The 22,938-nt window shown below is 60.1% G+C and carries 24 protein-coding genes; 20 read left to right on the top strand and 4 right to left on the bottom strand.

Annotated features, from left to right (window positions below):
• Positions 1-112: 112 nt before the first annotated feature.
• The 3 genes from pyk to B9Z39_RS08040 all read left to right on the top strand — a co-directional run bounded on the left by pyk (position 113) and on the right by B9Z39_RS08040 (position 3,585).
• Positions 113-1,546 (top strand): pyruvate kinase, encoded by a 1,434-nt coding sequence (gene pyk / locus B9Z39_RS08050; protein WP_108301315.1) that lies wholly within the window; start codon positions 113-115, stop codon positions 1,544-1,546.
• Positions 1,547-1,627: 81 nt separating this feature from the next.
• Positions 1,628-2,692, top strand: a complete 1,065-nt coding sequence (fba, locus tag B9Z39_RS08045; protein WP_108301314.1) for a class II fructose-bisphosphate aldolase — start codon at positions 1,628-1,630, stop codon at positions 2,690-2,692.
• On the top strand, positions 2,689-3,585 hold the full coding sequence (locus B9Z39_RS08040) for a phosphoribosylaminoimidazolesuccinocarboxamide synthase (protein WP_108301313.1): 897 nt from the start codon (positions 2,689-2,691) through the stop codon (positions 3,583-3,585). The genes fba and B9Z39_RS08040 overlap by 4 nt, the downstream gene beginning before the upstream one ends.
• Before the next feature lie 20 nt (positions 3,586-3,605).
• On the opposite strand, the gene B9Z39_RS08035 is transcribed toward B9Z39_RS08040, so the two are convergent.
• Together B9Z39_RS08035 and trxA are read right to left on the bottom strand one after the other, a co-directional pair.
• Complete coding sequence (locus tag B9Z39_RS08035; RefSeq protein ID WP_108301312.1) at positions 3,606-3,992, bottom strand: RidA family protein; 387 nt, start codon at positions 3,990-3,992, stop codon at positions 3,606-3,608.
• Positions 3,993-4,077: 85 nt separating this feature from the next.
• Positions 4,078-5,034: a thioredoxin gene (gene trxA / locus B9Z39_RS08030; protein ID WP_100147301.1), complete on the bottom strand. Its 957-nt coding sequence runs from the start codon at positions 5,032-5,034 to the stop codon at positions 4,078-4,080.
• Between the two features lie 47 nt (positions 5,035-5,081).
• Here trxA and purE point away from each other — a divergent pair, with 47 nt between their 5' ends.
• From purE to B9Z39_RS08010, 4 genes are read left to right on the top strand one after another with little or no spacing between them, the layout of a single operon-like run.
• A complete protein-coding gene (purE, locus tag B9Z39_RS08025; protein WP_100147302.1) occupies positions 5,082-5,576 on the top strand; it encodes a 5-(carboxyamino)imidazole ribonucleotide mutase in 495 nt (164 codons plus the stop codon).
• Complete coding sequence (locus B9Z39_RS08020; RefSeq protein WP_108301311.1) at positions 5,573-6,763, top strand: 5-(carboxyamino)imidazole ribonucleotide synthase; 1,191 nt, start codon at positions 5,573-5,575, stop codon at positions 6,761-6,763. The genes purE and B9Z39_RS08020 overlap by 4 nt, the downstream gene beginning before the upstream one ends.
• Before the next feature lie 25 nt (positions 6,764-6,788).
• Positions 6,789-7,814 carry an L-threonylcarbamoyladenylate synthase gene (locus B9Z39_RS08015; protein ID WP_108301310.1) on the top strand — a complete coding sequence of 342 codons (1,026 nt, stop codon included), beginning with the start codon at positions 6,789-6,791 and terminating at the stop codon, positions 7,812-7,814.
• 29 nt (positions 7,815-7,843) lie between these two features.
• Positions 7,844-9,112 carry a hypothetical protein gene (locus B9Z39_RS08010; RefSeq protein WP_108301309.1) on the top strand — a complete coding sequence of 423 codons (1,269 nt, stop codon included), beginning with the start codon at positions 7,844-7,846 and terminating at the stop codon, positions 9,110-9,112.
• A 4-nt stretch (positions 9,113-9,116) separates the two neighbouring features.
• On the opposite strand, the gene dacB is transcribed toward B9Z39_RS08010, so the two are convergent.
• On the bottom strand, positions 9,117-10,601 hold the full coding sequence (dacB, locus tag B9Z39_RS08005; RefSeq protein ID WP_233248951.1) for a D-alanyl-D-alanine carboxypeptidase/D-alanyl-D-alanine-endopeptidase: 1,485 nt from the start codon (positions 10,599-10,601) through the stop codon (positions 9,117-9,119).
• Positions 10,602-10,633: 32 nt separating this feature from the next.
• Here dacB and tsaB point away from each other — a divergent pair, with 32 nt between their 5' ends.
• The 7 genes from tsaB (at position 10,634) to B9Z39_RS07970 (ending at position 16,863) form a co-directional block, all read left to right on the top strand.
• On the top strand, positions 10,634-11,443 hold the full coding sequence (gene tsaB / locus B9Z39_RS08000; RefSeq protein WP_108301308.1) for a tRNA (adenosine(37)-N6)-threonylcarbamoyltransferase complex dimerization subunit type 1 TsaB: 810 nt from the start codon (positions 10,634-10,636) through the stop codon (positions 11,441-11,443).
• 35 nt (positions 11,444-11,478) lie between these two features.
• A complete protein-coding gene (gene rimI / locus B9Z39_RS07995) occupies positions 11,479-11,943 on the top strand; it encodes a ribosomal protein S18-alanine N-acetyltransferase (RefSeq protein WP_100147306.1) in 465 nt (154 codons plus the stop codon).
• A gap of 11 nt (positions 11,944-11,954) precedes the next feature.
• The gene (locus tag B9Z39_RS07990) at positions 11,955-12,860 is read left to right on the top strand and encodes a uracil-DNA glycosylase family protein (RefSeq protein ID WP_100147393.1); all 906 of its coding nucleotides are present in this window, start codon (positions 11,955-11,957) and stop codon (positions 12,858-12,860) included.
• A gap of 49 nt (positions 12,861-12,909) precedes the next feature.
• Entirely contained in the window at positions 12,910-13,752 is an 843-nt protein-coding gene (gene pyrF / locus B9Z39_RS07985; RefSeq protein ID WP_199221186.1) for an orotidine-5'-phosphate decarboxylase, read from the top strand.
• 126 nt (positions 13,753-13,878) lie between these two features.
• Positions 13,879-15,099 (top strand): NAD(P)/FAD-dependent oxidoreductase, encoded by a 1,221-nt coding sequence (locus B9Z39_RS07980; protein ID WP_108301307.1) that lies wholly within the window; start codon positions 13,879-13,881, stop codon positions 15,097-15,099.
• 21 nt (positions 15,100-15,120) lie between these two features.
• Positions 15,121-16,095 (top strand): tripartite tricarboxylate transporter substrate binding protein, encoded by a 975-nt coding sequence (locus B9Z39_RS07975; RefSeq protein WP_108301306.1) that lies wholly within the window; start codon positions 15,121-15,123, stop codon positions 16,093-16,095.
• Positions 16,096-16,101: 6 nt separating this feature from the next.
• Positions 16,102-16,863, top strand: a complete 762-nt coding sequence (locus B9Z39_RS07970) for a hypothetical protein (RefSeq protein ID WP_108301305.1) — start codon at positions 16,102-16,104, stop codon at positions 16,861-16,863.
• 38 nt (positions 16,864-16,901) lie between these two features.
• Here the strand turns inward: B9Z39_RS07970 and B9Z39_RS07965 are convergent, their stop codons facing one another.
• The gene (locus B9Z39_RS07965; protein ID WP_100147311.1) at positions 16,902-17,564 is read right to left on the bottom strand and encodes a GntR family transcriptional regulator; all 663 of its coding nucleotides are present in this window, start codon (positions 17,562-17,564) and stop codon (positions 16,902-16,904) included.
• A gap of 102 nt (positions 17,565-17,666) precedes the next feature.
• Here B9Z39_RS07965 and B9Z39_RS16970 point away from each other — a divergent pair, with 102 nt between their 5' ends.
• From B9Z39_RS16970 to B9Z39_RS07940, 6 genes are read left to right on the top strand one after another with little or no spacing between them, the layout of a single operon-like run.
• Complete coding sequence (locus tag B9Z39_RS16970; RefSeq protein WP_158236172.1) at positions 17,667-17,870, top strand: hypothetical protein; 204 nt, start codon at positions 17,667-17,669, stop codon at positions 17,868-17,870.
• Positions 17,863-19,143, top strand: a complete 1,281-nt coding sequence (locus B9Z39_RS07960; protein ID WP_158269470.1) for an amidase — start codon at positions 17,863-17,865, stop codon at positions 19,141-19,143. The genes B9Z39_RS16970 and B9Z39_RS07960 overlap by 8 nt, the downstream gene beginning before the upstream one ends.
• A gap of 2 nt (positions 19,144-19,145) precedes the next feature.
• Positions 19,146-20,342, top strand: a complete 1,197-nt coding sequence (locus B9Z39_RS07955; protein WP_100147313.1) for a CaiB/BaiF CoA-transferase family protein — start codon at positions 19,146-19,148, stop codon at positions 20,340-20,342.
• Positions 20,343-20,344: 2 nt separating this feature from the next.
• Entirely contained in the window at positions 20,345-21,118 is a 774-nt protein-coding gene (locus B9Z39_RS07950; protein ID WP_108301303.1) for an enoyl-CoA hydratase, read from the top strand.
• Between the two features lie 26 nt (positions 21,119-21,144).
• Positions 21,145-22,122 (top strand): ABC transporter substrate-binding protein, encoded by a 978-nt coding sequence (locus B9Z39_RS07945; protein WP_100147394.1) that lies wholly within the window; start codon positions 21,145-21,147, stop codon positions 22,120-22,122.
• A gap of 15 nt (positions 22,123-22,137) precedes the next feature.
• Complete coding sequence (locus tag B9Z39_RS07940; RefSeq protein WP_100147395.1) at positions 22,138-22,938, top strand: ABC transporter permease; 801 nt, start codon at positions 22,138-22,140, stop codon at positions 22,936-22,938.

The raw sequence follows: 22,938 nt of genomic DNA, 5'->3' as shown, positions 1-22,938 counted from the left end.
CTGGTTTGAATACTTTCGCGGACTTTGAACCGTCGCCATAGGCCCACATGCCACAAAGTGAGCGCATTCAAACATGTGAGAATGAACAAAACAATTCCAGAGGAGTCTTTGTATGCTGCGTCGCGCCACCAAAATTGTTGCCACCTTAGGTCCCGCTTCCAGCGATCCAGCTTTGTTGGAGCAAATGATTCGCGCTGGCGTGAACGTCGTGCGCCTGAACTTCAGCCATGGCAAAGCCCAAGACCACATTGACCGTGCGCGCTTGGTCCGTGAAGCTGCGGTGCGTGCTGGCCGTGAAGTCGCCATCATGGCGGACTTGCAGGGCCCCAAAATCCGGGTGGGCAAATTTGCCGAAGGCAAAGTCATGCTGGAAAACGGTGCCAAGTTTGTGCTCGACGCCTCGCGCACCGAACCCGGTGATCTGCAAGGCGTGGGCTTGGACTACAAAGAATTGCCGCGCGATGTCAAAGCCGGCGATCTGTTGTTACTCAATGACGGTTTGATCGTGCTGACTGTTGATGCCGTCAAGGGCGAGCAAGTACTCACAACCGTCAAGTTGGGCGGTGAGTTGTCCAACAACAAAGGCATCAACAAACAAGGCGGTGGCTTGACTGCGCCTGCTTTGACCGCCAAGGACATGGACGACATCAAGACCGCCATGAGCTTTCAGGCCGACTACATCGCGGTGAGTTTCCCCAAAAATGCCACCGACATGGAAATGGCACGCCAATTGGCCAATGTGGCGGGCGCTGAATACAAACACAAGCCTGGCTTGATTGCGAAGATCGAGCGTGCCGAAGCCATTCCGCATTTGGAAGAAATTTTGCGTGCCAGCGACGGCATCATGGTGGCGCGTGGCGACTTGGCGGTGGAGGTGGGCAACGCCATCGTCCCCGCTCTGCAAAAACGCATGATCAAGCTGGCGCGCCAGCATGACAAAGTCGTGATCACCGCCACCCAGATGATGGAGAGCATGATTACCAACCCCGTGCCCACGCGCGCCGAGGTGAGCGATGTGGCCAATGCCGTGCTCGATGGCACCGATGCCGTGATGCTCAGCGCCGAGACCGCTGCTGGCAAGTTCCCGCTCGAAACCGTGCAAGAAATGGCCAAAATTTGCAGCGCCGCCGAAGGTGCTGAGCAGGTGGAGTTAGATGCAGACTTCACCGACCAAACCTTCAGCCGCATTGACTACAGCATTGCTATGGGTGCCTTGTTCACCGCCCATCACCTGGGCGCCAAGGCCATCGTGGCCTTGACCGAGTCGGGGTCGACCGCGCTGTGGATGAGCCGTCACCGCATCCACATCCCTATCTACGCCCTCACCACCAAGGTGGCAGCGCAGCGCAAGATGGCGCTGTTTCGCAATGTGCGCGCACTCTTGCTCGACACCAGCGCCGACCGTGACACCGCTTTGTTGCAAGCCGAGGCCCACCTCAAATCGCGTGGCGATGTGGCCACTGGGGATGTGTACGCCATCACCTGTGGCGAACCCATGGGCACACCCGGCGGCACCAACATGCTCAAAATTTGTAAAGTCAGCTGAACCCGCTGTCAGGCACGCACCCAGTTGCGGCCATTAAAATTGAGCGAACTGATACAGATTTAACTTTAAGGACTTTCCCACATGGCACTCGTTTCGATGCGCGAACTTTTGGACCACGCTGCTGAGCAGGGTTACGGCATTCCAGCTTTCAACGTCAACAACTTGGAACAAGTCCAAGCTGTGATGGAAGCCGCTCACGAAACAGGCTCGCCAGTGATTTTGCAAGCCAGCGCTGGCGCACGCAAATACGCGGGTGAGTCGTTCATCAAGCATTTGATCCAAGCTGCCACCGAAGCCTACCCCCACATTCCCTTGGTCATGCACCAAGACCACGGCACCTCGCCCAAGATTTGCCAAGGCGCGCTGGATCTTGGCTTTGGCTCGGTCATGATGGACGGCTCTTTGCGGGAAGATGGCAAAACCCCGGCTGACTTTGATTACAACGTCTCGGTCACCCAGCAAGTGGTGGCCATGGCCCACAAAATTGGCGCCACTGTGGAAGGCGAACTCGGCTGCTTGGGCTCGCTCGAAACCGGCGAAGCCGGTGAAGAAGACGGCGTGGGCGCGGTGGGCAAACTCGACCACAGCCAAATGCTGACCGACCCTGAAGAGGCGGCGCAATTCGTCCAAGCCACGCAGCTCGACGCCTTGGCCATTGCCATTGGCACCAGCCACGGCGCTTACAAATTCAGCCGCCCGCCCACGGGTGATGTGTTGGCCATCAGCCGCGTCAAAGCCATTCACGCGCGCATTCCCAACACCCACCTGGTGATGCATGGCTCGTCCAGCGTGCCACAAGACCTGCTGGCGTTGATCAACCAGTACGGCGGCAAGATGAAAGAAACCTATGGCGTGCCCGTGGCAGAAATTGAAGAAGCCATCAAGCACGGCGTGCGCAAAATCAACATCGACACCGACATCCGTTTGGCCATGACTGGCGCGGTGCGCAAATTCCAAGCCGAAAACCCCGACAAGTTCGACATGCGCGAATGGATGAAGCCCGCCCGCGAAGCTGCCAAAGCCATTTGCAAGCAGCGCTACATCGAGTTCGGTTGCGAAGGTCAGGGCAGCAAAATCAAAGGTGCCACGCTGGCCATCATGGCGGCCAAGTACGCCAAAGGCGAGCTGGCGCAATTGGTCAAATGAGTATCGCGCTCCACACTTCAGCCTTGACTTCACTGCCCTTGCTGGCGCGCGGCAAGGTACGCGACAACTACGCGGTGGGCGACGACCGCATCTTGATGGTGGCGTCAGATCGCATCAGCGCGTTTGACGTGATCATGGGCGAGGCCATTCCCGGCAAGGGCGAGTTGCTCACCAAGATGGCGTTGTTCTGGTTTAGCAAGCTCGGTCACATTTGTCCCAACCACTTGACGGGCGAAGCCCCTGAAAGCGTCGTCAGTCCTGACGAGGTGGCACAGGTGCAAGGCCGCTCCATGTTGGTCAAGCGTTTGAAGCCTATTCCCGTGGAAGCCGTGGTGCGGGGCTACTTGGCAGGCAGTGGCTGGCAAGAGTACCAACAGAGCCAGTCCGTGTGCGGCGTGCCCTTGCCCAAGGGCTTGAAGAACGCCAGCAAGCTGCCCGAGCCCATCTTCACCCCTGCTGCCAAAGCGGCGGTGGGCGATCATGACGAAAACATCACGTATGAACAAGTGGTCGAGATCATTGGCAGCACCTTGGCCGAAAAAATTCGCACCATCAGCATTGCCTTGTACGAGACCGCGCGTGATGTGGCTGCCGCCAAAGGCATCATCATTGCCGACACCAAGTTTGAATTTGGCTTGGACCCCAATGGCAACCTGGTGTTGATGGACGAGGTGCTCACGCCCGACTCGTCACGTTACTGGCCTGCGGACAGCTACCAAGAGGGCGTCAACCCGCCCAGCTACGACAAGCAGTTCTTGCGCGACTGGCTGGAGACCGCCCAAGTCCAGGGCAAGCCCTGGAGCAAGTCACCCCCGGCACCGCACTTGCCGCAAGAGGTGATTGCCCAAACCGCAGCCAAATACCAAGAGGCTTGGGCGCGGTTGAAGGATTGAGGTTTTTGGCTTTGCCTTGTTTAAATCAGGCCTCTACAAGCTGTGACTTCAATTTCGATTTTCATCCGTGGATCCAGCAAGCCCGCAGTGATCATCATGGCTGCAGGTTTGGCTTTCCCTAAATAGCGACGAAGCACGGGCCAACAAGCTTCAAAGTCATTGCCATTGGGTAGCACGTAGTTGACCCGCACCACATCGTCTAATGTGCAATCTACTTGGGCCAAAGCAGTTGCAATGTTTTTCAAGCATTGCTCGGCTTGCGCCACGACATCGTCGGAAATGGTCATGTCGGCATAGTCAAAACCCGTGGTGCCAGACACGAGCACCCAATCGCCCACCACCACGGCGCGTGAGTATCCAATGTCCTCTTCGTAGCGCGAACCCGAACTGATCCTCTGACGTTGCATACAAAGTTACCTTTTGATAAGTTGTATCGGTATTTCAGGCGAGCGCCACCAGCGCACGAGAGTAAGGGCAGAGGTTTTGCCTTACTCAGTTCAACGCCATGCTGAGCTTGCGGCGGTAGCGCGACACCAGCTCGGCCTGGGGATCTTCTTGCACCGCGCCTTTGCCTGTGAGTTCAATGCCGCCTGCGGTTTTGCCAAAAGACGCATCGTCTGTTTTGGGTTTGGGCGGCGTCATCAGCTCCAAGATGGCCACATAGGTTTTGCGCGCCACATCCTCGTTCCAGGTTTTGTCGCGCATGATGATGTCGAGCAACTCTTCCATCGCCGCTTCCATCTGACCCGCAGCCACCAGCACGCGGGCTTTGGCCAAACGGGTGTCGAAGTCGCGTTTGTTGAGCGCAATCTGGGCATCGAACTGTTCCAAGGTCCAGCCACCACGCGCATCGGTGCTGACAAACTGCAAAGCTTTCAACCAGTAGTTCAAGGCGTCAAAGCGCAGTTGCAGCGGGATCTGCACCAGCATGGGTGCCAGCGCAGCTTGCGCCTCTTCCAGGTCGCCTACGGCGATCAGCAGCTTGACAAAGTTGTAGCGCGCTTCGTCGTCGGCGGGGTTGAGCGTCAAGGCTTCTTGCAGTTTGGCCAACGCGGCGTCGGGGTCACCAGCCTGCATCAGTTCTTCGGCGGCTTGTGTGTCGGCTTCTGCCGCCAATTCACCCTCCGAGGGCAGGTGCTTGTCCAAAAACTCGCGCACTTTGCCTTCGGGCAACGCGCCCATGAAGCCGTCCACAGGGCGGCCTCCCATCAACAAAATACAGGTTGGCAAACTCTTCACGCCAAACGCGCCGGCCAGTTGCTGCTCGTTGTCGGCATTGATCTTCACCAGCTTGAAACGCCCGGCATAAGCGGTTTCCAGCTTTTCCAGCACCGGGCCGAGGGACTTGCAGGGGCCGCACCAGTCGGCCCAAAAATCCACCAGCACAGGGGTGGTTTGCGAAGCTGCAATGACTTCGGCTTCGAAATTCTCAATCGTCACATCGATCATGGGGGTCCCGTCTTAAAATTCGACTTTCGCTCACACCAAGCCACATCATGACCCAGTGCCAAGTTGGCGTCGTCATGGGATCCAATTCCGATTGGGACACCATGCAACACGCAGCCCAGATTCTCCAAGAATTTGGTATCTCCTTTGAAACCCGCGTGGTTTCTGCGCATCGCATGCCAGACGACATGTTTGCGTATGCTGAAAGTGCCCAAGGTCGAGGCCTGCGCGCCATCATCGCGGGTGCGGGCGGTGCCGCTCATTTGCCCGGCATGTTGGCGGCCAAAACCATCGTGCCTGTGCTGGGTGTGCCGGTGGCGAGCAAGCATTTGCAAGGCGTCGATTCGTTGCACAGCATCGTGCAAATGCCCAAGGGCATTCCGGTGGCCACCTTTGCTATTGGCAACGCAGGGGCTGCCAACGCGGCCTTGTTTGCCGTGGCCTTGCTGGCGTCAGGCGATGCGGCATTGACAGCCAAGTTGCAGGCGTTTCGTGTCGCGCAAACCGAAGTCGCCCGCCACATGACCTTGCCCTCGCACGTATGAGCGTGCCTCTCAAGCCTTTGTTGCCCGGTGCCACGCTGGGGGTGCTGGGGGGCGGTCAGCTCGGGCGCATGTGGGCCCATGTGGCGCAGCGCATGGGCTACAACACCGCCGTGCTCGACCCCGATGCCCAAAGCCCAGCGGGTTTGGTGAGCCACCACCACATCCGTGCCGATTACCTCGACCCCCAAGGTATGGCGCAACTGGCGAGCCTGTGTCAGGCCGTCACCACAGAATTTGAAAACGTTCCTGCCGATACCTTGGCGCAATTGGCCCAAACGCTGCCTGTGTCGCCTGCCGCATCTGCTGTGGCCATTGCGCAAGACCGTGCGCGTGAGAAAGCCCACTTTGTGCAATGCGGCGTGCCGGTGGCCCCGCATGCTGTGATCGACACGCCCGAACAACTGGCGGCGGTGCCAGACAGTTTGTTGCCCGGCATTTTGAAAACCTCTCGCATGGGCTACGACGGCAAAGGCCAACTGCGCGTGCGCACACGTGACGAGTTGAATGCCGGCTGGGCCACCTTAGGGGCCGTGCCCTGCGTACTGGAAAAAATGTTGCCGCTTGCTGCCGAATGTTCAGTCATCGTGGCGCGGGGCCGTGACGGCACGTGCGTGCACTTGCCCGTGCAGCGCAACCTGCACCGCGAGGGCATTTTGGCCGTCACCGAGGTGTGGGCCGGTAACGTCTCTGCCGAGGTGGCGCAACAAGCGGTGGCGGCTGCCCAGGCCGTGGCTCAGGGCTTGAGCTATGTGGGCGTGTTGTGCGTCGAGTTCTTTGTGCTCGCCGATGGCGCGTTGGTGGTCAACGAAATCGCGCCGCGCCCCCACAACAGCGGGCACTACAGCCAAGACGCGTGCGATGTGTCGCAGTTCGAATTGCAAGTGCGTTGTATGGCCGACTTGCCGCTGACCCAGCCGCGCCAACACAGCCCGGCCATCATGCTCAATTTGTTGGGGGATCTGTGGTTCCCTCAACAATTGGGTTCTGACCCCCATTGTTCTGATCCGACCGAGCCGCCTTGGGCCCAGGTGCTGGCCTTGCCAGGCACGCACTTGCATTTGTATGGCAAGCACGAGGCCCGCGTGGGCCGCAAGATGGGCCACCTCAACATCACGGCTGCCACGCCACAGGCTGCGCGTGCGGTGGCTTTACAAGCGGCTGCTATTGTTGGCATCGCGCCCTTTTGACAGCCATCACCTGGCCTTTCTTTCCATGATTCTTGACGGTCAGTCTCCCCAAGCCATCGTTGCCGCAGCCCAAGCCTTGCAGCGCGGCGATTTGCTGGGCTTGCCGACAGAAACTGTCTACGGCTTGGCCGCCGATGCCGGCAACGATGCGGCGGTGGCCAAAATCTTCGCGGCCAAGGGGCGGCCCAGCGAGCATCCCTTGATCGTGCACGTCGCCAGCGCCGATGGCGTGGCACGTTTTGCCAGCCATGTGCCCAGCTTTGCGACCCGCTTGATCGACGCCTTTTGGCCCGGCCCCTTGACCTTGATCTTGCCGCGCAGACCCGATGTGGCTGCGGTGGCCGCCGGTAGTCAGGACTCGGTGGGCCTGCGCTGCCCCTCGCACTCCGTGGCCCAAGCTGTGCTGCGCCAAGCCGAACGCTTGGGCGTGTACGGCGTCGCGGCACCCAGTGCCAATGTGTTTGGTCGCGTCAGCCCCACCACGGCGGCGCACGTGGCCAGTGAATTCGGTGCTGATTTGTTGGTTCTGGATGGCGGCGCGTGTGAGGTGGGCATTGAGTCCACCATCGTCGACTGCACCCGTGGCGCACCTGTGCTGTTGCGCCCGGGCCTTTTGACGCCCGAGCAACTCAGCTTGGCTTGTGGCGAGACGGTGCATGTGTCTGCGGCGCTGAATGGCCAAGCAGACCCGCAAGCCCCACGCGCTTCGGGCACCTTGGCCTCGCATTACGCACCGCGTGCGCGGGTGCGCCTTGTTGACGCCCACAACGTGTCCGCTGAACTCCTAGCATGGCAACAACACAGCCCCGCCACTGCCACCTTGGCGCTGTGGACGGTCGAGCCTGTCACGTTGAGTGCCGCCTTCGCGTCTCGCGTGCATCGGCAGTCCATGCCGCAAGATGCCGCCACCTGTGCCCATGCCTTGTTTGCGCAACTGCGTGCGTTCGACGATCTGGGCGTGTCAGACATTTGGGTTCAAACCCCGCCTGCCGATCCGCTGTGGGACGGCGTGCTTGACCGCCTGACCCGAGCTGCCACGCCGGTTCGTTAAACTAATCTGCTAATCAACGAGAGCCTTTGATGATTCACTTTTCTGTCCAACGTTTGATCGGCCTGTGCGCCTTGGCGCTAGCCAGCTTGCTGGCGGGCTGTGGTGGCTCCAGCAGCACCGTCAACCCCTTGGTGGCAAAGCGTGTGATTGCGTTCGGTGATGCGTTCAGTGATGTCGGAGATGGCTCCTCTCCGTACACGACCCGCAACGGGCGCTACACCATCAACGGCGCGACGTCAGGGGGCATTGCCACCATCACCACCCCGACGACGGTGGCCGAGACCTTGGCCAACATCTACGGTCTCTGGAGCACGACGCCCGTCGCAAGAAAAATGGTGAGCGGCGCTTATCCTGCGATCACCATGCCAACCACGGGCGTGGTGAGTTACGCGGTGGGCAATTCGATGATCAATCCTGCCACTGCTTACGACGGCTTGGGGGGCTCCGATGCCACCTTGGGCACACAAATCACGCAGTTCTTGGCCGATGGTGGCCCGCAAGAAAACGACCTCATCGTCATCACAGCGGGCACGCGCGATTTGCTGTCTCTGGCGGTGCGTTATTTAGGCCGTACGGGCAATACCACCACCAAGGCAGCAGATGGAAGTGCATGGACGCCTCCCACGGGTCTTGTGACCACCTTGGGTGGGGATTTGGCCAAGACGGATGTTTATTCCCGCTTAGACAGCACCACCTCGCAGCTGGTGACGCAAATTGCCAAACTGATTGATGCCGGTGCCAAGCATGTGGTGGTGTTGGAACCCATGAACTTGTCGCGCACCCCTTGGGGCTTGTCTTTGGATGCGACATCCGTGTCGTTCCTGCGTTCTTTGAGCTACGACACCGACACCAGCTGCACCAGTAGCAGCAACCAAAACTCCTTGCATTGCAAGCTGACCATTGCATTGAGCAGCAAATACCCGCCCACGGTGTATGGCCAGAAATTGCTGGCGGTGGATATCGCGCAATACTTCAACCTGTTGTCTGGCACCACTTCGACGGGCAGTGCCAACACGTACACCTCGTATTTCACCCAGCCTCCTACGAGTCCGGCTTGTGCGGTGAGCGCCATCTCAAGCACAAGCACAAGCACCCAGAGTAGCAGCTACGTTGCGTCCAGCATCGACGCCGCCTGGACCGCCGGGTGTGATGCTGATACGACAGTGTGGACCGCCATTTCCTCTTACCCGTTCACGGGCTTCATGTTTGCCGACAATTTGAACCTCACCCCGCAAGGCAACGCGCTGCTCGCCAACTACATCTACAGCAGCAGCATGTACCGCGCTGCCTGGCGTTAAGCCTTCACGGCTGCTGCGCCGCCCAATCTATCAAGGCATCCAAAGCGGGGCGCGCAGCATTGGCATTGGGGTGGTTGAGGATGGCTACCAGCACCCAGCGTTTGCCGCTGGCGGTGTCCACATAACCTGCCACGCCCGCCACATCACGTAAGCTGCCGGTTTTCAAATGGGCCACCGCCTGTGACTTGCTGCGCTTCAAGGTGCCATCCAAGCCCGTGATGGGCAAGGAGCTCATCAACTCAGACATGCTGGGTGAGTTCCACGCCACTTGCAACAAATGTCCCAAGCTCTGCGCGCTGATGCGCTCGTCTCGGCTCAGGCCCGAGCCGTTGTCGAGCACCGGGGCCTCGCCGCCCACGCGGTCCCGCCACCAGCGCAGCACCACCTCGCGTGACGCCCCCAAGCTGCCCACGCCGCGTTGCTGCTGGCTCAAGGTGAGAAACACCTGCTGAGCCATCACGTTGTTGCTGTACTTGTTGATGTCGCGGATGGTCTCTGACAAGGCCGCCGACTCCGCACTGAACGCGGGCTGCAAGTTGGTGGGCACCGTGCCATCACGCACTTGCCCCACCAGTTGTCCGCCGAGCTGTTGCCACATGCCCAGCACCGCACGTGCGGCAAATTGCGTGGGCGCGCTGTAGGCCACAGGCCACATTTTTTCGCCGCAGCTCGCCGGATAGCTGCCCGCAAACTTGACCCGCGCAGGGTCTGTCCAATCGGCGCGCAAGCCCGTGCGGTAGTCGTTGCAGGCCTCGGTGGACAGTGGCACGCTGGTGGGCATCTGAACCCCCGCCAAGGGCGGCTCCACCTGAACGCGTGCCACGTTGGCGCTGCGGTCGGGCACGAACTGAATCAACAAGGATTTGAAGTTCAGCAACAGCGCATCGGGTGCCGCGTTGTAGGGCCGCAGCGGTTCGCCATCAAAACCACCCGCATCGCGCGGTGCCATGTCAAACGCGCTGTGGTCGAGCACGATGTCGCCCTGAATTTTTTGAATGCCTAAGCCTTGCAGACGACGCAACAGCAGCCACAAGCGCTCTACCACCAAGCGGGGGTCACCGCTGCCGCGCAGGTACACATTGCCTTGCAGCGTGCCGTCGCGCACCACGCCTTCCACATACACCGGTGTGCGCCACACAAAGGCGGGGCCCAACAGGTCCAACGCGGCGGTGGTGGTGACCAACTTCATCAGCGACGCGGGGTTGACCGGCGTTTGCGCCGAGACACTCAAGCGCGCTGTCGCGTTCAGCGCTGTGTCGAGCACCACCACATGCAAGGCCTCCCGTGGCACCTTGGCGCGTTGCAAGGCGGCTTCCACCTCGGGCGGCAGTTGGCCCACGTCACCACTGGCGTTGGCAGTGGGGGATGGCGTGTGACGGGTTTTGTGCGTTTTTTGCGTGGCGTGGGCTTGTGCCCAGGCGGCGCTCCAGACGCTGCTCAGGCAGGCCGTCAACAGCATCACAAACAAGGGGCGAAGTGGGCGGGTCATGGGCAAATTATGTCTGCCAGGATAATCACGCCATGTCCCGTACCCACACCCGCACACACCACTGGCTTGCTTTGGAGACCAGCACCGACACGCTGTCTCTGGCGGTGATGCGTGGCGACCAGGCATGGGTGCACACCAGTGCTGGGGGTGCCCAAGCCTCGGCCCAGACCTTGCCGCAAATTCAAATCCTGATGGCACACGCAGGCTTGCGCTTTGCAGAGCTGGATGCGGTGGTGTTTGGCCGGGGGCCAGGGGCTTTCACCGGGCTGCGCACGGCGTGCTCGGTGGCGCAGGGCTTGGCCTTTGGGGCCGATGTGCCGGTGCTGCCCGTGGACACCTTGTTGGCTGTGGCCGAAGAGGCCCGCCATGCGGCGCTTCATGCGGCACTTGGGCTTCGCGCAGCCGATGCCGTGTCAACCCCCACTCCGACCCGCGTGTTGGCCGTGCTCGATGCGCGCATGGACCAGGTGTATGTGGCGGCTTACGAACACACCCAAGGGGTGTGGCAGTGCGTGCAAGAAGCTGCCGTGCAAAACCCCGAAGCGCTGAGCTGGCCGACTCACTGGCACGCGGGCGAACCCTTCATCGCTGCGGGCAACGCCTGGGGCACTTATGCGGTGCGTTGGCCCGCCGCGTTCACGGCGGCGCAGGTGCAGGCCTTGCCCACAGCGTCTGCCTTGTTGCGCTTGGCCCCCGTTGCCTGGGCGCAAGGCTTGGCCGTGCCTGCTGAACAGGCCTTGCCGCTGTATATCCGAGACAAAGTGGCGCAAACCACCCAAGAGCGTTTGCAGGCCAAGCAGCAGGCGCTGGCCACCGATGTGCCTGGCAGGCCTGTGGCTTGATCGACAATGCATCTCTCACCAAACATTGATTGACCATGAGTGCTGTGCTGCAACCCCAAGCCCGTCTGGAGCCGCTGACCGAAGCGATGCTCGACGCCGTGTTGCGTGTGGAGCAACGTGCGTATAGCCACCCTTGGACCCACGGCAATTTTGTGGACTCGATCCGTGCGGGCTACCAACTGCAAGCCCTCATGGGCGACGACACCTTGCTCGGCTACTTTGTGGCCATGGAAGGCGTGGATGAAGTGCATTTGCTCAACATCACGGTGGCCCCCGAGTTTCAAGGCCAAGGGTGGGCGCGTGTGATGCTCGACGCCCTGTCGTTGTGGTCGCGTGGGCGAGGCGCACATTGGCTGTGGCTCGAAGTGCGTGCCAGCAATGCCCGCGCCATGCACGTGTACGAGGCCTACGGCTACCGCCGTGTGGGTGAGCGCAAAAACTATTACCCCGCTGACCAGGGCCGCCGCGAAGACGCGGTGGTCATGTCGTTGAAGTTGTGAGCCTGGCACGCATGGCCCTGAACCTCGACACCCGTCAACGCGCCATGCTGGCCGAGATGCATGTGCGTGTGTGGTCGCCTTTGACCGCACCCGAGCCAGCAGCGACCTCATCCGCAGTTGAGGTGGCGGATGCGGCCGTGCTGACCCATGACGCACCAGTGGTCAGCTCCCCAGCGCCCGTGTCTGTAGCCGCTGCGCGTGCACCCGTCCCTGCGGCTGTCACGGCCCATGCGGCTGCGTTGGCCGCTGCGCCTGTTTCGACGCCGCGCATGGGTCAACGCCCCGAAGGCCTGGATCACATGGACTGGGCCACCTTGCACAGCACGGTGTCCAGTTGCCAAGCCTGCACCTTGTGCAGCACCCGCCACCACACCGTGTTTGGTGTGGGTGCTCCCGCGCCAGAAGGCCAGGTGCCGCAGGTCGATTGGCTGATCGTGGGCGAAGCCCCGGGTGAAAACGAAGACCTGCAAGGCCAGCCTTTCGTTGGGCAAGCGGGTCAGTTGCTTGACAACATGTTGCGTGCCTGTGGTTTGTCGCGCACGGCGCAGGCTGGCCCTGAGGGCGGCGGCATTTACATCACCAACGTGCTCAAGTGTCGCCCGCCTGGTAACCGCAACCCCAAGCCTGAAGAAGTGGCGCAGTGCGAGCCTTACTTGCAGCGCCAGGTGGCCTTGTTGAAACCCAAAATCATTGTGGCCATGGGCCGCTTTGCGGTGCAGTCGCTGTTGCAGCACAGCGTGCCTGGGGTTGACAACACGCCCTTGGGCAAGTTGCGCGGCCAAGTGCACAGCTACCAAGGCGTGCCGGTGGTGGTGACCTACCACCCCGCGTATTTGTTGCGCAACCTGCCGGAGAAAGCCAAGGTCTGGGCTGATCTGTGCTTGGCCATGGCGCAGCTGCGCGGGCGTTCGCAATGACGCATCGACTGCCGCGCAGTGCACTTGGCAGTCCTCCTAAAATCAGCCCATGAAATTTCTTGACATGCTGAGCGCAGCCGAGCGCCAAAACGCCTCCATGCTGTGTGTGGGCTTGGACCCAGAGCCCACCAAATTCCCCGACAGCATCAAGGGCGACTCCAATAAAATTTACGATTTTTGTGCCGCCATCGTGGACGCTACGGCCGACTTGGCCATCGCCTTCAAACCGCAAATTGCCTACTTCGCGGCGCACCGTGCAGAAGGGCAGTTGGAGCGTTTGATGGAACACATGCGTCGCGTCGCACCTCAAGTGCCCATCATCTTGGACGCCAAGCGCGGTGACATTGGCTCCACCGCCGAGCAATACGCCATTGAAGCCTTTGAGCGCTATGGTGCCGATGCGGTCACCTTGTCGCCCTTCATGGGCTTTGACTCGGTGCAACCGTATTTGAAACACCACGAAAAGGGTGCCTTCTTGCTGTGCCGTACCTCCAACCCAGGTGGCGACGATTTGCAAGGTCAGCGTTTGGCCTCGATCGAAGGCCAACCCCTTTTGTACGAACACGTGGCCCGCTTGGCCCAGGGCCCTTGGAACCTGAACGGTCAACTGGGTCTGGTGGTGGGCGCGACCTACCCGAAAGAAATTGAACGTGTGCGTGCCTTGGCGCCAACCCTGCCCTTGCTCATCCCCGGTGTGGGCGCGCAAGGTGGCGATGCTGAGGCCACGGTGAAGGCGGGCATGTCGAGCGCACAAGGCCATGTGGCAGGTACCACCATCGTCAATTCGTCGCGTGCCATTTTGTATGCCTCGTCGGGGGCTGACTTTGCCCAGGCTGCACGTCGTGTGGCCCTGCAAACGCGCGATGTGCTGCAAGCCGCAGCCCTGAACTGACCCCCTGTTTGGCCGTCTTGGCGGCCATGCCTCCAATCACCTGGGGGACTGAGCCGCTTCTGCACCAAGCCGCTTTTCTTTTAGCATGTGTTGCATTGACCTGATGATTTTTTGAAAAGGGTAGGCATGCTGGAACAGCCAAATGCGCAAGTGATGATTGCGGGAGCGGGCCCTGTGGGTTTGCTGACAGCCTTGGTGCTGGCGCAACGGGGTGTCTCGTGCGTGGTGTTGGAGGCCGAACCCGGCCTGACCAAAGACCTGCGCGCGGGCACCTTCCATCCACCCACGCTGGAGATGCTCCACCAAGCCGGTGTGGCCGACGACATGTTGGCACTGGGCATTCAGGTGCCGCGTTGGCAGTCGTGTGACCTGGCCCATGGCTTAGTGGCCGAGTGGGACTTGGGCCTGCTCAAGAACGACACCCCCTACCCCTTTCGCTTGCACTTAGAGCAGCACCGCTTGACCCCCATCTTGATGGACAAGCTCAAAGCTTTTGCGCATGTGCAGGTGCTGTTCAACCACCGCTTCGAATCCCTCACGCAAAACGCCGATGACGTGACGGTGCGCGTGGCCACCCCCGACGGTGTGGCCACGTGGCGCACCCCATGGTTGGTGGCGGCCGATGGCGGCCGCAGCCAAGTGCGCAAGTCGGCAGAGATTGAGTTTGCTGGCTACACCTGGCCCGAGCGCTACAGCGTGATCAGCACCACCTTTGACTTTGGTACCTTGGGTTACACCGAGAACGCCTACATCAGCGACCCCGAGCAATGGGTGGCCGTGTTCAAGATGCCCGATGTGGGCCCACCCGGTTTGTGGCGCATGACCTTGCCCGTCGCCCAAGACGTGCCCGATGACGTGGCCATGGCTGGCCCCTACGCGCAGCATGCCATCCGTCGGCTCACGGGTACAGGGCCTGAGGTGATGTACCCCTTGGTCCACCAAAGCATCTACAGCGTGCACCAGCGCGTGGCGGTGAGTTTGCGCAAGCACCGTGTGCTGCTGGCGGGCGACGCAGCCCACGTCAACAACCCCTTGGGGGGCTTTGGCTTGAACAGTGGCATCCACGACGCCATGAGCTTGGGGGCCATGTTGGCTCAGGTGGTGCAAGGCGAGGCTGACGACAGTTTGCTCGACCGCTACCACCGTCAACGCCACACCGTGAACATGGAATATGTGCAACAACTGTCGGTGAAAAACAAAAAGAACCTGGAAGAAAAAGACCCCGAGCAACGGGCGCAACGCATCCGCGAGTTGGAGGAGACCTGTGCCGATCCGGTCAAAGCCCGTGCCTTCTTGTTGAACTCTTCCATGGTCAACAGCATCGCCCGCGCCAACGCCATTCTTTAACCTCTGACGCAAGGACGACAGATGCGACGCTTCGAATTCTTCACGACAGTTTTGGCCTTCACGCTGTACGCGATGGGCGCGGGTGTGCAGGCACAACCTGCTTGGCCCCAAAAACCGATCCGCATCGTGGTGCCGTTTGCGCCGGGGGGCAACACCGATTCGATCGCCCGTGTGATGGCCGAGCGCTTCACCCAAAGCCTGGGGCAGCCCGTGGTGGTCGACAACAAGGTGGGTGCCGGTGGTGCCATTGCGGCCGAGTTTGTGGCCAAGGCGCCTGCTGACGGCTACACCTTGATGATGGCCGCCATGCCGGTGATGGCGGTGTTGCCTGTCATCAGCAAAACCAACTTCGACCCCTTGAAAGACTTTGTGCCCATCAGCAACGTGGGCAGCAACCCCTTTGTGATGGGCGTGCACAAATCGGTGCCGGCCAACACCGTGTCTGAGTTTGTCGCCTTCATGCGCAAGAACCCTGGCAAGTACAACTACGCCTCGGGTGGCTCGGGCAGCGTGTCGCATTTGTCGGCGGCCTTGTTTGTCAAGCGCGCCGAGTTGAACATGACCCACATCAGCTACAAAGGTGGCGCACCCGCGGTGACCGACTTGTTGGGTGGCAATGTGCAGATGTACTTTGGCAACTTCTCCGAGCTCTACCCGCACGTGAGTGGCGGCAACATCCGCATCATCGGTGTCTCCAGCGACAAGCGCGCCGCTCAGTTGCCTCAGGTGGCCACCATTGCCGAATCGGGCTTTCCGGGTTTCAAGACCGTTACCTGGAATGGTTTGATGGCCCCAGCGGGCACACCCGCCGCCGTGGTGGCACGCTTGGCCGACGCCGTCAAAGAAGCCCTGGCCTCAGAGGGCACCCACACCAAGTTTCAGCAAATGGGGGTCGATGCCATTGGCAGCACCCCCAAAGAATTCGCCGACACCTTGCGTGCCGACATCGCCATTTGGTCTGAAGCCGCTAAAGCCGCCAATTTGAAAATGGAGTAAGCCCTCATGAGCCAAACCACCAGCCTCGACGCCCTGGCCACCCGCGCCAAGATTGCCGTCATCGTGCCCGCCACCAACACCATCGTGCAACCCGAAATGGAGGCCATGCGTCCGTCTGGCGTGACCAACCACGTCAGCCGCATGTTGCTGCCCGTGCGCCCCTATGACGACATGCAGGCCTACCGCCAAGCGCTTGAGACCGAGAAGGGCAACCTGGAAGAGGCCTTGAGCTTGGTCTTGCCGTGCGAGCCGCATGCCGTGGCCCATGGGCACTCCATCCACTCATTCCGTGGAGACCGCGCGCGCGCACTGGCCGAACAAGACCGTCTCGAAGCGCTGGCAGGTATTCCGTTCATCACGCCCTCGATGGCCGTGTTGGAAGGCCTCAAAGCCATTGGCGACCCGAAACGCATTGCGGTGCTCACGCCCTACTGGCCGCCAGCGGATGCCTTGATTCAAGAGTTTTTTGTGTCGTGCGGTTACGACGTGGTGGCCAACCACGGCCTCAAAGCCAAGGGCCCGATTTCGGTGGCGCAGTTCACGCCTGAGCAAATCATGGAAGGCTTCAAGACCTTGAACGTGCAAGGCGTCGAAGCCTTTGTGCATGTGGGTACCAACCTGCCCGTGAGTGCCCTCACGCCGCAGATCGAAGCCGAGTTTGGCAAGCCCTTGATCGGGGTGAACGTGGCCACGTATTGGTTGGTCTTGCGTCGCCTGGGCATTCAAGACCCGTTGCCAGGCTTTGGCGTGCTGGCCGAAAAACACTGAGGTCTTCGCAACGCTTGCCGTGGTGCGGGCTGTGCGTGTCAGCCCGCCAACAAATCGCGTGGCAAGCTCATGATGAAGTCGTTGAGCGTCTTCGAGTCACGCCCCGGCCGCATGTGGTCAGCCATGTACGCCGACGCCGATTCGGTGTCGCGTTTTTCCAGCGCACTGACAATTTTTTCATGCTGGTCATAAGACGACTTGATGCGTCCCAACGCGCCAAATGCATGGCGACGGTAGACCCCGGTGCGTGAGCGAATGCGCAGCACCTCTTGGCGTAAAAACGTGTTGCGCGCGCCCTCGTAAATCAGCTCATGAAACTTCAGGTTGGCTTCTTGCCAGCCATCCATGTCTTCTTTGTCGGCCAGTTTTTTGCTGCTGCGGTGAACCTTCACCAGGGCTTTGACTTCGTCGTGGCTCATGCGCTCGCAGGCCAAACGCACGGCAATGCCTTCCAACTCTGCCAACAGCTCCCACAACGACAACAGCTGTTGCAAATTCATCTTCGACACGATGGAGCCGCCTCGTGGGGTGCTGCTCAAAATGCCTTGTGCTTGCAGTTGCAACAGGGCTTCGCGCACGGGCGTGCGTGACACCTTGTACTGGGCCGCCAGGGCCACGTCGTCGATGGCGTCACCGGGCAGCAACTCGCCCGATGCAATGGCAGATTCAATGCGCAGTCGGATTTGGTCACTGACTTTCATAGCGTCCCGTAGGTGAAAGCGATATTTTAAATCCTTGCTAAAAATACATAAACTCGGTTATAAATATACACAACGAATCACCACCTCATCCACCCATTGCCCATGCGCGACGCGACTCAGCACCAGCAGGACTTCACCGAATTGGCACAACATGCGTTTGCCGACAACGGGTACGTGCCGTCGACCGCGCTGCTCAAAGCCACCGCCAAAGGCTTGGTGCGTTTGGCCGATCCGTCGCCAGTGGCGGTACGGGTCGATGTTGATGTCAGCTTCGACGACATGCTCAGGAGCTGCGCCGGTGCTTGAACTGCCTGCGCGCTTGACGCAACTCCAAGCGCTCATTCGCTGCGGTCAGCTGACGCCTCAAGACGCCGTGTCTGCGCAAGTGCAGCGCGGACAAGCCTTGAACACACCGTTTCCTTGCGTGGTCGACCAGTTGCCCATCGCAGCCTTGGGTGACGGGCCTTTGGCGGGCATTGCCTTGGCGCACAAAGACATCTTTCAGCTCGATGACCGCCTGCCCGGCTGTGGCGTGGGCCACGGGCATGCGCAAGCCAGCGTGCACGCTGCGGCTGCCATTGCCGCATTGCAACAAGCCGGTGCCAGCCAGTGGGCCACCTTGGTGATGGCGCCCCATGCCTGTGGTGCCACCTCGCAAAACATGCACTTTGCACGCTGCGTCAACCCACTCGATTCGGAGGCTGCGGTGGGTGGCTCATCCAGTGGCTCGGCCGTGGCCGTGGCGGCTGGCATGAGCTATGCCGCTTTGGGCACCGACACCGCAGGTTCGGTGCGCATACCGGCAGCGACCTGTGGCTTGATCGGACTCAAAACCACCCATGGGGCGGTCAGCACCCGAGGCTGTGCGCCACTCGCGCCCTCGCTCGACAGCGTGGGCATCTTGAGCCGCTATGCACAAGATGCGCGTGAAATCTGGGTGGCTTTGTGTCCGCAACTGCCGCGTGTTGCGGCAACGCGCACACCGCGTTGCCACCTGTGGTTGCCCGAAGACGGCGTGGCGCCTGACGTGGCCCATGCCATTCGCACGTGGGTCGCGCAACTCGATGCACAAGTCACGCCGTTGGACATGGCCGACACCTTTGACTCACTCAACCGCCATGCACAGCGTGTGTTGTTGCACGAGACGGCACGCACACACCATGCGAGTTTGTGCGATGGCAGCGCAGAGCCTGGCGTACAAGCCATTGGCTTGATGGGCTTGGGGCTGCCACTGGCGTGGTACCAAGCGTCCATGCAATCGCGCGCGGGCCTGTTGCAAGACTTTGTGACGCGCTATTTCCACGATGCCGAATTTTTAGTCCTGCCTTCTTTGGCAGACCCTGTGCCTGATTGGCAAACGGTCGACGTAGGCCACGTCGCGTTTGACCGCGCGTCACTGTTTGCCATGCACCGCTACATGGGCTTTGTGAATTACCTCGGCTTGCCCGCACTCAACTTGCCCATCGCGCGTGACACGCGTGGTCGTGCGGTGTGTGTGCAAGTCTTGGCCAGACCTTTTGCCGAACACCGCTTGCTCGACTTTGCCGAGCAGGTGCCTCCTATTTTTTGGACCCACTGAACATGCCGAAAATTCAAGCCTCCAGCGCACTGGCCCGTTTCAAAGTGATCGACCTCTCGCGTGTGCGCGCGGGTCCCAACTGCGTGCGCATCCTGACTGACTTTGGTGCCGATGTGATTCGCGTCGAACCCCCGCCGGGTGTCGACCCCAACGAAGCCATGTTCGCGGCCAACCGCAAGGGCGGCGACTTTCAAAACATCAACCGCAACAAGCGCTCGATGACGCTCAACCTCAAAAAGCCAGGAGCCATGGAGGTGCTGATGCGCTTGGTGGCCGAGGCCGATGTGGTGGTGGAGAACTGGCGTCCCGACGTCAAAAACAAACTCGGCCTCGACTACGAATCGCTGGCCAAAGTGAACCCACGCATCATCTTGGCCAGCATCTCTGGCTTTGGGCAAGACGGGCCGTATGCCTGGCGTCCTGGGTTTGACCAAATCATCCAAGGCATGGGTGGCTTGATGAGTGTGACCGGTGAGGCCGAGCATGGGCCTGTTCGCGCGGGTTTGGCGGTGGCCGATTTGAGTGCGGGTCTGTACTGCGCACTGGGCATCTTGGTGGCCTTGCTGGAGCGTGAAGTTTCGGGCAAAGGGCAGTGGGTGCACAGCTCCTTGTTGCATTCGCAAATCGCCATGATGGATTTCCAAATGGCGCGTTACCTCAACGACAACGATGTGCCCGTGCAAGTGGGCAACAACCACCCCACCAGCTCACCCATGGGCTTGTTCGACGCCAACGATGGCTGCTTCAACCTCGGCGCGTCGGGCGAGGGCAATTGGAAGCGCTTTTGCGACGCACTCGACAAACCCGATTGGTATGCCGACCCAGAATTTCAGACCGAGCCCTTGCGTGTGCAACACCGCGAACGTCTGAATGCACAAATTGCGGTCGAGTTCAAAAAGAACACAGTCAAGCACTGGGTCGATTTGCTCAACCAAGTGGGCGTGCCCGCCGGGCCGGTCTACACCGTGCCGCAAGTGTTTGAAGATGAGCAGGTGAAACATTTGAAGGTCACCGAGACCTTGATGACCAACTTTGGCAAAGAAATTGCGTACATCACACAACCGGTGGTTTTAGAGCGCACACCGTCCCAAGTTGTGGCGCCCGCACCTGGATGGGGCGAACATACCGACGAAGTCTTGCGCGAAGCCGGATATTCGGACGAAGAGATTCAACAATTTCACACACAAGAGGTGGTTTAACCATGGGTGCTATTCATGTCACGCACGACCAGCATGTGGCCGTGGTCACGATCGACGATGCCGAGCGCTACAACGCCATGAGCTTGTCGATGTGGATTGCGCTCAAACAAGCGTTTGACGACATCGAACACAACGCCCAGGTGCGTGCCGTGATTTTGCGCGGTGCCGGTGAAAAAGCCTTTGTCTCAGGCGCCAACATCAGCGAGTTTGAAACCCAGCGTAACTCCGAAGCGTCGGTGGCCCACTACAACCAGAGCGTGGCGCAAGCCCAAGACGCCATCACCCGTTGCCGTGTGCCGGTGATTGCTGCCATCAGTGGCATTTGCTATGGCGGTGGTTTGGGTTTGGCTTTGAGTTGCGATTTGCGCTATGCCAGCCCGGCCTCCAAGTTCCGCATGCCCGCCGCGCGTTTGGGCCTGGGTTATGGCTACCGCGGCATGAAAAGCATCGTGCAAAACCTCGGGCCCACAGCGGCTGCAGAAGCCTTCTACACCGCCAAGGTGTATGTGGCCAGCGAGGCGGCACACATTGGCATCGTCAACGCCGTGCACGACGATGTGTTTGCGCATTGCGCTGAGGTGGCTCTGCAAATTTCGCAAAACGCCCCCCTCACGGTGCAAGCCGCCAAGCAAGCCATGCTGTGCATTGCCGATGGCGACACCTCCCAAATTGCGCGCATCGACCAGGCCGTCGATGCGTGTTTCAAGAGCAGCGACTATGCCGAGGGCCGACTGGCCTTTGCACAGAAGAGGCTGCCCCAGTTCACCGGCCATTGAATATCAACCCACCCATGGAGAAGAAGATGAAATCTTTAAGAACCCTGCTCACGATTGCGCTGTCGCTGGCAGCCACCGCGGCCCTGGCTGTGGGGCCCGCCCCAGCGCCGATGAAACAAAAAGAAGTCCTCAGCGTGGGCTTTGTCAAAGTGGGCCACCTCGCACCCATGCTGATGCTGGAAGAAGAGCTCAAGAAGCTCAACATCGAAGTCAAGCGCGCTGAGTTTGTTCGCTACGCCGATGCACGCACCGCGTTGCTGTCGGGTTCGGTCGACGTGTCGGCGGTGGGCCCAGGCGACTTGGCCATCGTGGCCGCGCAAGGCAGCAAGAACTTGATTGGCTTGACTGGCGTGGGCAGCTCGTCCAAATTCTTGGTGGTGCGCAAAGGCGTGAAGATTGACGACTGGGGTGACATCAGCGGCAAGAAGATTGCCATTGCACCGGGTTCTGCCGTGTGGTTCCAGTGGGCCATGACCTTGATTGAAAAGAACATCCCCTACACCTCGTTCTCGCCCGTGAACGTGCAAGGCGGTGGCACGGCGTTTGTGCAAGCCATGAAGCGGGGTGACATCGATGCCATGGTGCTGTGGGAGCCCTTCGAGTCACAAGCCGTGGCCGAAGGCGATGCTTACTTTGCCAACAAACTCGACTACAGCCAGTCCCGTTCGGTCGGCGCAGAGCTGGGCATGTTGGCCGCCTCTGGCGAAGCCATGAGCACCAAGAAAGAACTGGTGCGTCGCTTCTTGTGGGCTTACCTCAAAGTCGAAGAGCAATTGGCCAAAAACAATGACCAGTTTGCCGATGCCTATGCCAAGTACACCGGCTTGCCTTTGAATGTGACCAAAGAGTCCGCCAAGATCATCAAGCTCGGCGGCGTGCTCAACAAAGAACAGGTGGGGCGTTTGGCCGAGGCTGCGTTCAAGCAAGGCATCGTGCAAAAAGACGTGACCAAAGAAGCGGCTGAGCTGTATGACGACAGCATGGCCAAAGAAATCAAGAAGTAAGTGCAAGGACACACCATGAAGACAACGGCACATTTCAAGCAACTGCTGCTCGGACTGGTGGTGCCCACTGCCGTTGTCGTGCTGTGGCAGGTGATGGGCAACTTGCCAGGCATGGCCGGCATCTTGCCAACGCCTTTGAAGGTGGTTGAGGGCTGGCACGGTTGGATCTTCGGCCAAGCCGGCTTGGGGCTCAACCCCTACCTGGGCACTTGGCTGTCCAACGTCGAATATTCCTCGATGCGCGTGGTGCAAGGCTTTGTGCTGGCCGCGCTGATCGGGGTGCCGTTGGGGCTGTTGATTGGCTGGAGCAAGTTCATTTCGCAGATGCTGGACCCGCTGATTCAAAGCCTGCGCCCGATCCCGATCACGGCGTGGTTGCCGTTCTCGATTGCGGTGTTTGGCATCCGCGATGTGGGTTCGATCTTTCTGATTTTTCTGGGTGGCTTTTATGCCATCGTGGTCAACGCCACGCAAGGTGCACGCGATGTGGACCGCAACTTGGTGCGTGCCGCCTTGATGATGGGCGCCAACCGCACCCAGTTGTTGCGCCGCGTGGTGCTGCCAGCTGCGATGCCCTCCATCTTCACGGGATTGCGCATTGGGCTGGGCATTTCTTGGACGGCGGTGATCGTCTCTGAGATGGTGGCCGTCAAGTCAGGCCTGGGCTATGTGCTGTGGGATGCCTACTACGTGGGCCGCATGGACATTGTGTTGGCCGACATGGTGTCGATCGGCGCCATGGGTTACATCAGCGACCGCATCATTGTGTTCATTGAACGCAAGGTTCTGGTTTGGCGTATTTTGCAAAGTCACTGA

This window comes from Limnohabitans sp. JirII-29 (assembly GCF_003063395.1).
GTDB lineage: Bacteria > Pseudomonadota > Gammaproteobacteria > Burkholderiales > Burkholderiaceae_C > Limnohabitans.
Note: the sequence above shows the minus strand (reverse complement) of the source record. Positions and strands in the feature narration are given on the sequence as shown.

Excerpts from the sequence above, each read along its gene's own strand:
- B9Z39_RS08015 (WP_108301310.1), top strand. The coding sequence starts at position 6,789 with ATGATTCTTGACGGTCAGTCTCCCCAAGCCATCGTTGCCGCAGCCCAA.
- B9Z39_RS07970 (WP_108301305.1), top strand. The coding sequence starts at position 16,102 with ATGAGCCAAACCACCAGCCTCGACGCCCTGGCCACCCGCGCCAAGATT.
- B9Z39_RS07940 (WP_100147395.1), top strand. The coding sequence starts at position 22,138 with ATGAAGACAACGGCACATTTCAAGCAACTGCTGCTCGGACTGGTGGTG.
- pyrF (WP_199221186.1), top strand. The coding sequence starts at position 12,910 with ATGAAATTTCTTGACATGCTGAGCGCAGCCGAGCGCCAAAACGCCTCC.
- B9Z39_RS07945 (WP_100147394.1), top strand. The coding sequence starts at position 21,145 with ATGAAATCTTTAAGAACCCTGCTCACGATTGCGCTGTCGCTGGCAGCC.
- B9Z39_RS07990 (WP_100147393.1), top strand. The coding sequence starts at position 11,955 with ATGGCCCTGAACCTCGACACCCGTCAACGCGCCATGCTGGCCGAGATG.
- B9Z39_RS08035 (WP_108301312.1), bottom strand. The coding sequence starts at position 3,992 with ATGCAACGTCAGAGGATCAGTTCGGGTTCGCGCTACGAAGAGGACATT.
- trxA (WP_100147301.1), bottom strand. The coding sequence starts at position 5,034 with ATGATCGATGTGACGATTGAGAATTTCGAAGCCGAAGTCATTGCAGCT.
- B9Z39_RS08020 (WP_108301311.1), top strand. The coding sequence starts at position 5,573 with ATGAGCGTGCCTCTCAAGCCTTTGTTGCCCGGTGCCACGCTGGGGGTG.
- pyk (WP_108301315.1), top strand. The coding sequence starts at position 113 with ATGCTGCGTCGCGCCACCAAAATTGTTGCCACCTTAGGTCCCGCTTCC.
- B9Z39_RS16970 (WP_158236172.1), top strand. The coding sequence starts at position 17,667 with ATGCGCGACGCGACTCAGCACCAGCAGGACTTCACCGAATTGGCACAA.
- B9Z39_RS08010 (WP_108301309.1), top strand. The coding sequence starts at position 7,844 with ATGATTCACTTTTCTGTCCAACGTTTGATCGGCCTGTGCGCCTTGGCG.
- purE (WP_100147302.1), top strand. The coding sequence starts at position 5,082 with ATGACCCAGTGCCAAGTTGGCGTCGTCATGGGATCCAATTCCGATTGG.
- fba (WP_108301314.1), top strand. The coding sequence starts at position 1,628 with ATGGCACTCGTTTCGATGCGCGAACTTTTGGACCACGCTGCTGAGCAG.
- B9Z39_RS08040 (WP_108301313.1), top strand. The coding sequence starts at position 2,689 with ATGAGTATCGCGCTCCACACTTCAGCCTTGACTTCACTGCCCTTGCTG.
- B9Z39_RS07980 (WP_108301307.1), top strand. The coding sequence starts at position 13,879 with ATGCTGGAACAGCCAAATGCGCAAGTGATGATTGCGGGAGCGGGCCCT.
- tsaB (WP_108301308.1), top strand. The coding sequence starts at position 10,634 with ATGTCCCGTACCCACACCCGCACACACCACTGGCTTGCTTTGGAGACC.
- B9Z39_RS07965 (WP_100147311.1), bottom strand. The coding sequence starts at position 17,564 with ATGAAAGTCAGTGACCAAATCCGACTGCGCATTGAATCTGCCATTGCA.
- B9Z39_RS07975 (WP_108301306.1), top strand. The coding sequence starts at position 15,121 with ATGCGACGCTTCGAATTCTTCACGACAGTTTTGGCCTTCACGCTGTAC.
- dacB (WP_233248951.1), bottom strand. The coding sequence starts at position 10,601 with ATGACCCGCCCACTTCGCCCCTTGTTTGTGATGCTGTTGACGGCCTGC.
- B9Z39_RS07950 (WP_108301303.1), top strand. The coding sequence starts at position 20,345 with ATGGGTGCTATTCATGTCACGCACGACCAGCATGTGGCCGTGGTCACG.
- rimI (WP_100147306.1), top strand. The coding sequence starts at position 11,479 with ATGAGTGCTGTGCTGCAACCCCAAGCCCGTCTGGAGCCGCTGACCGAA.
- B9Z39_RS07955 (WP_100147313.1), top strand. The coding sequence starts at position 19,146 with ATGCCGAAAATTCAAGCCTCCAGCGCACTGGCCCGTTTCAAAGTGATC.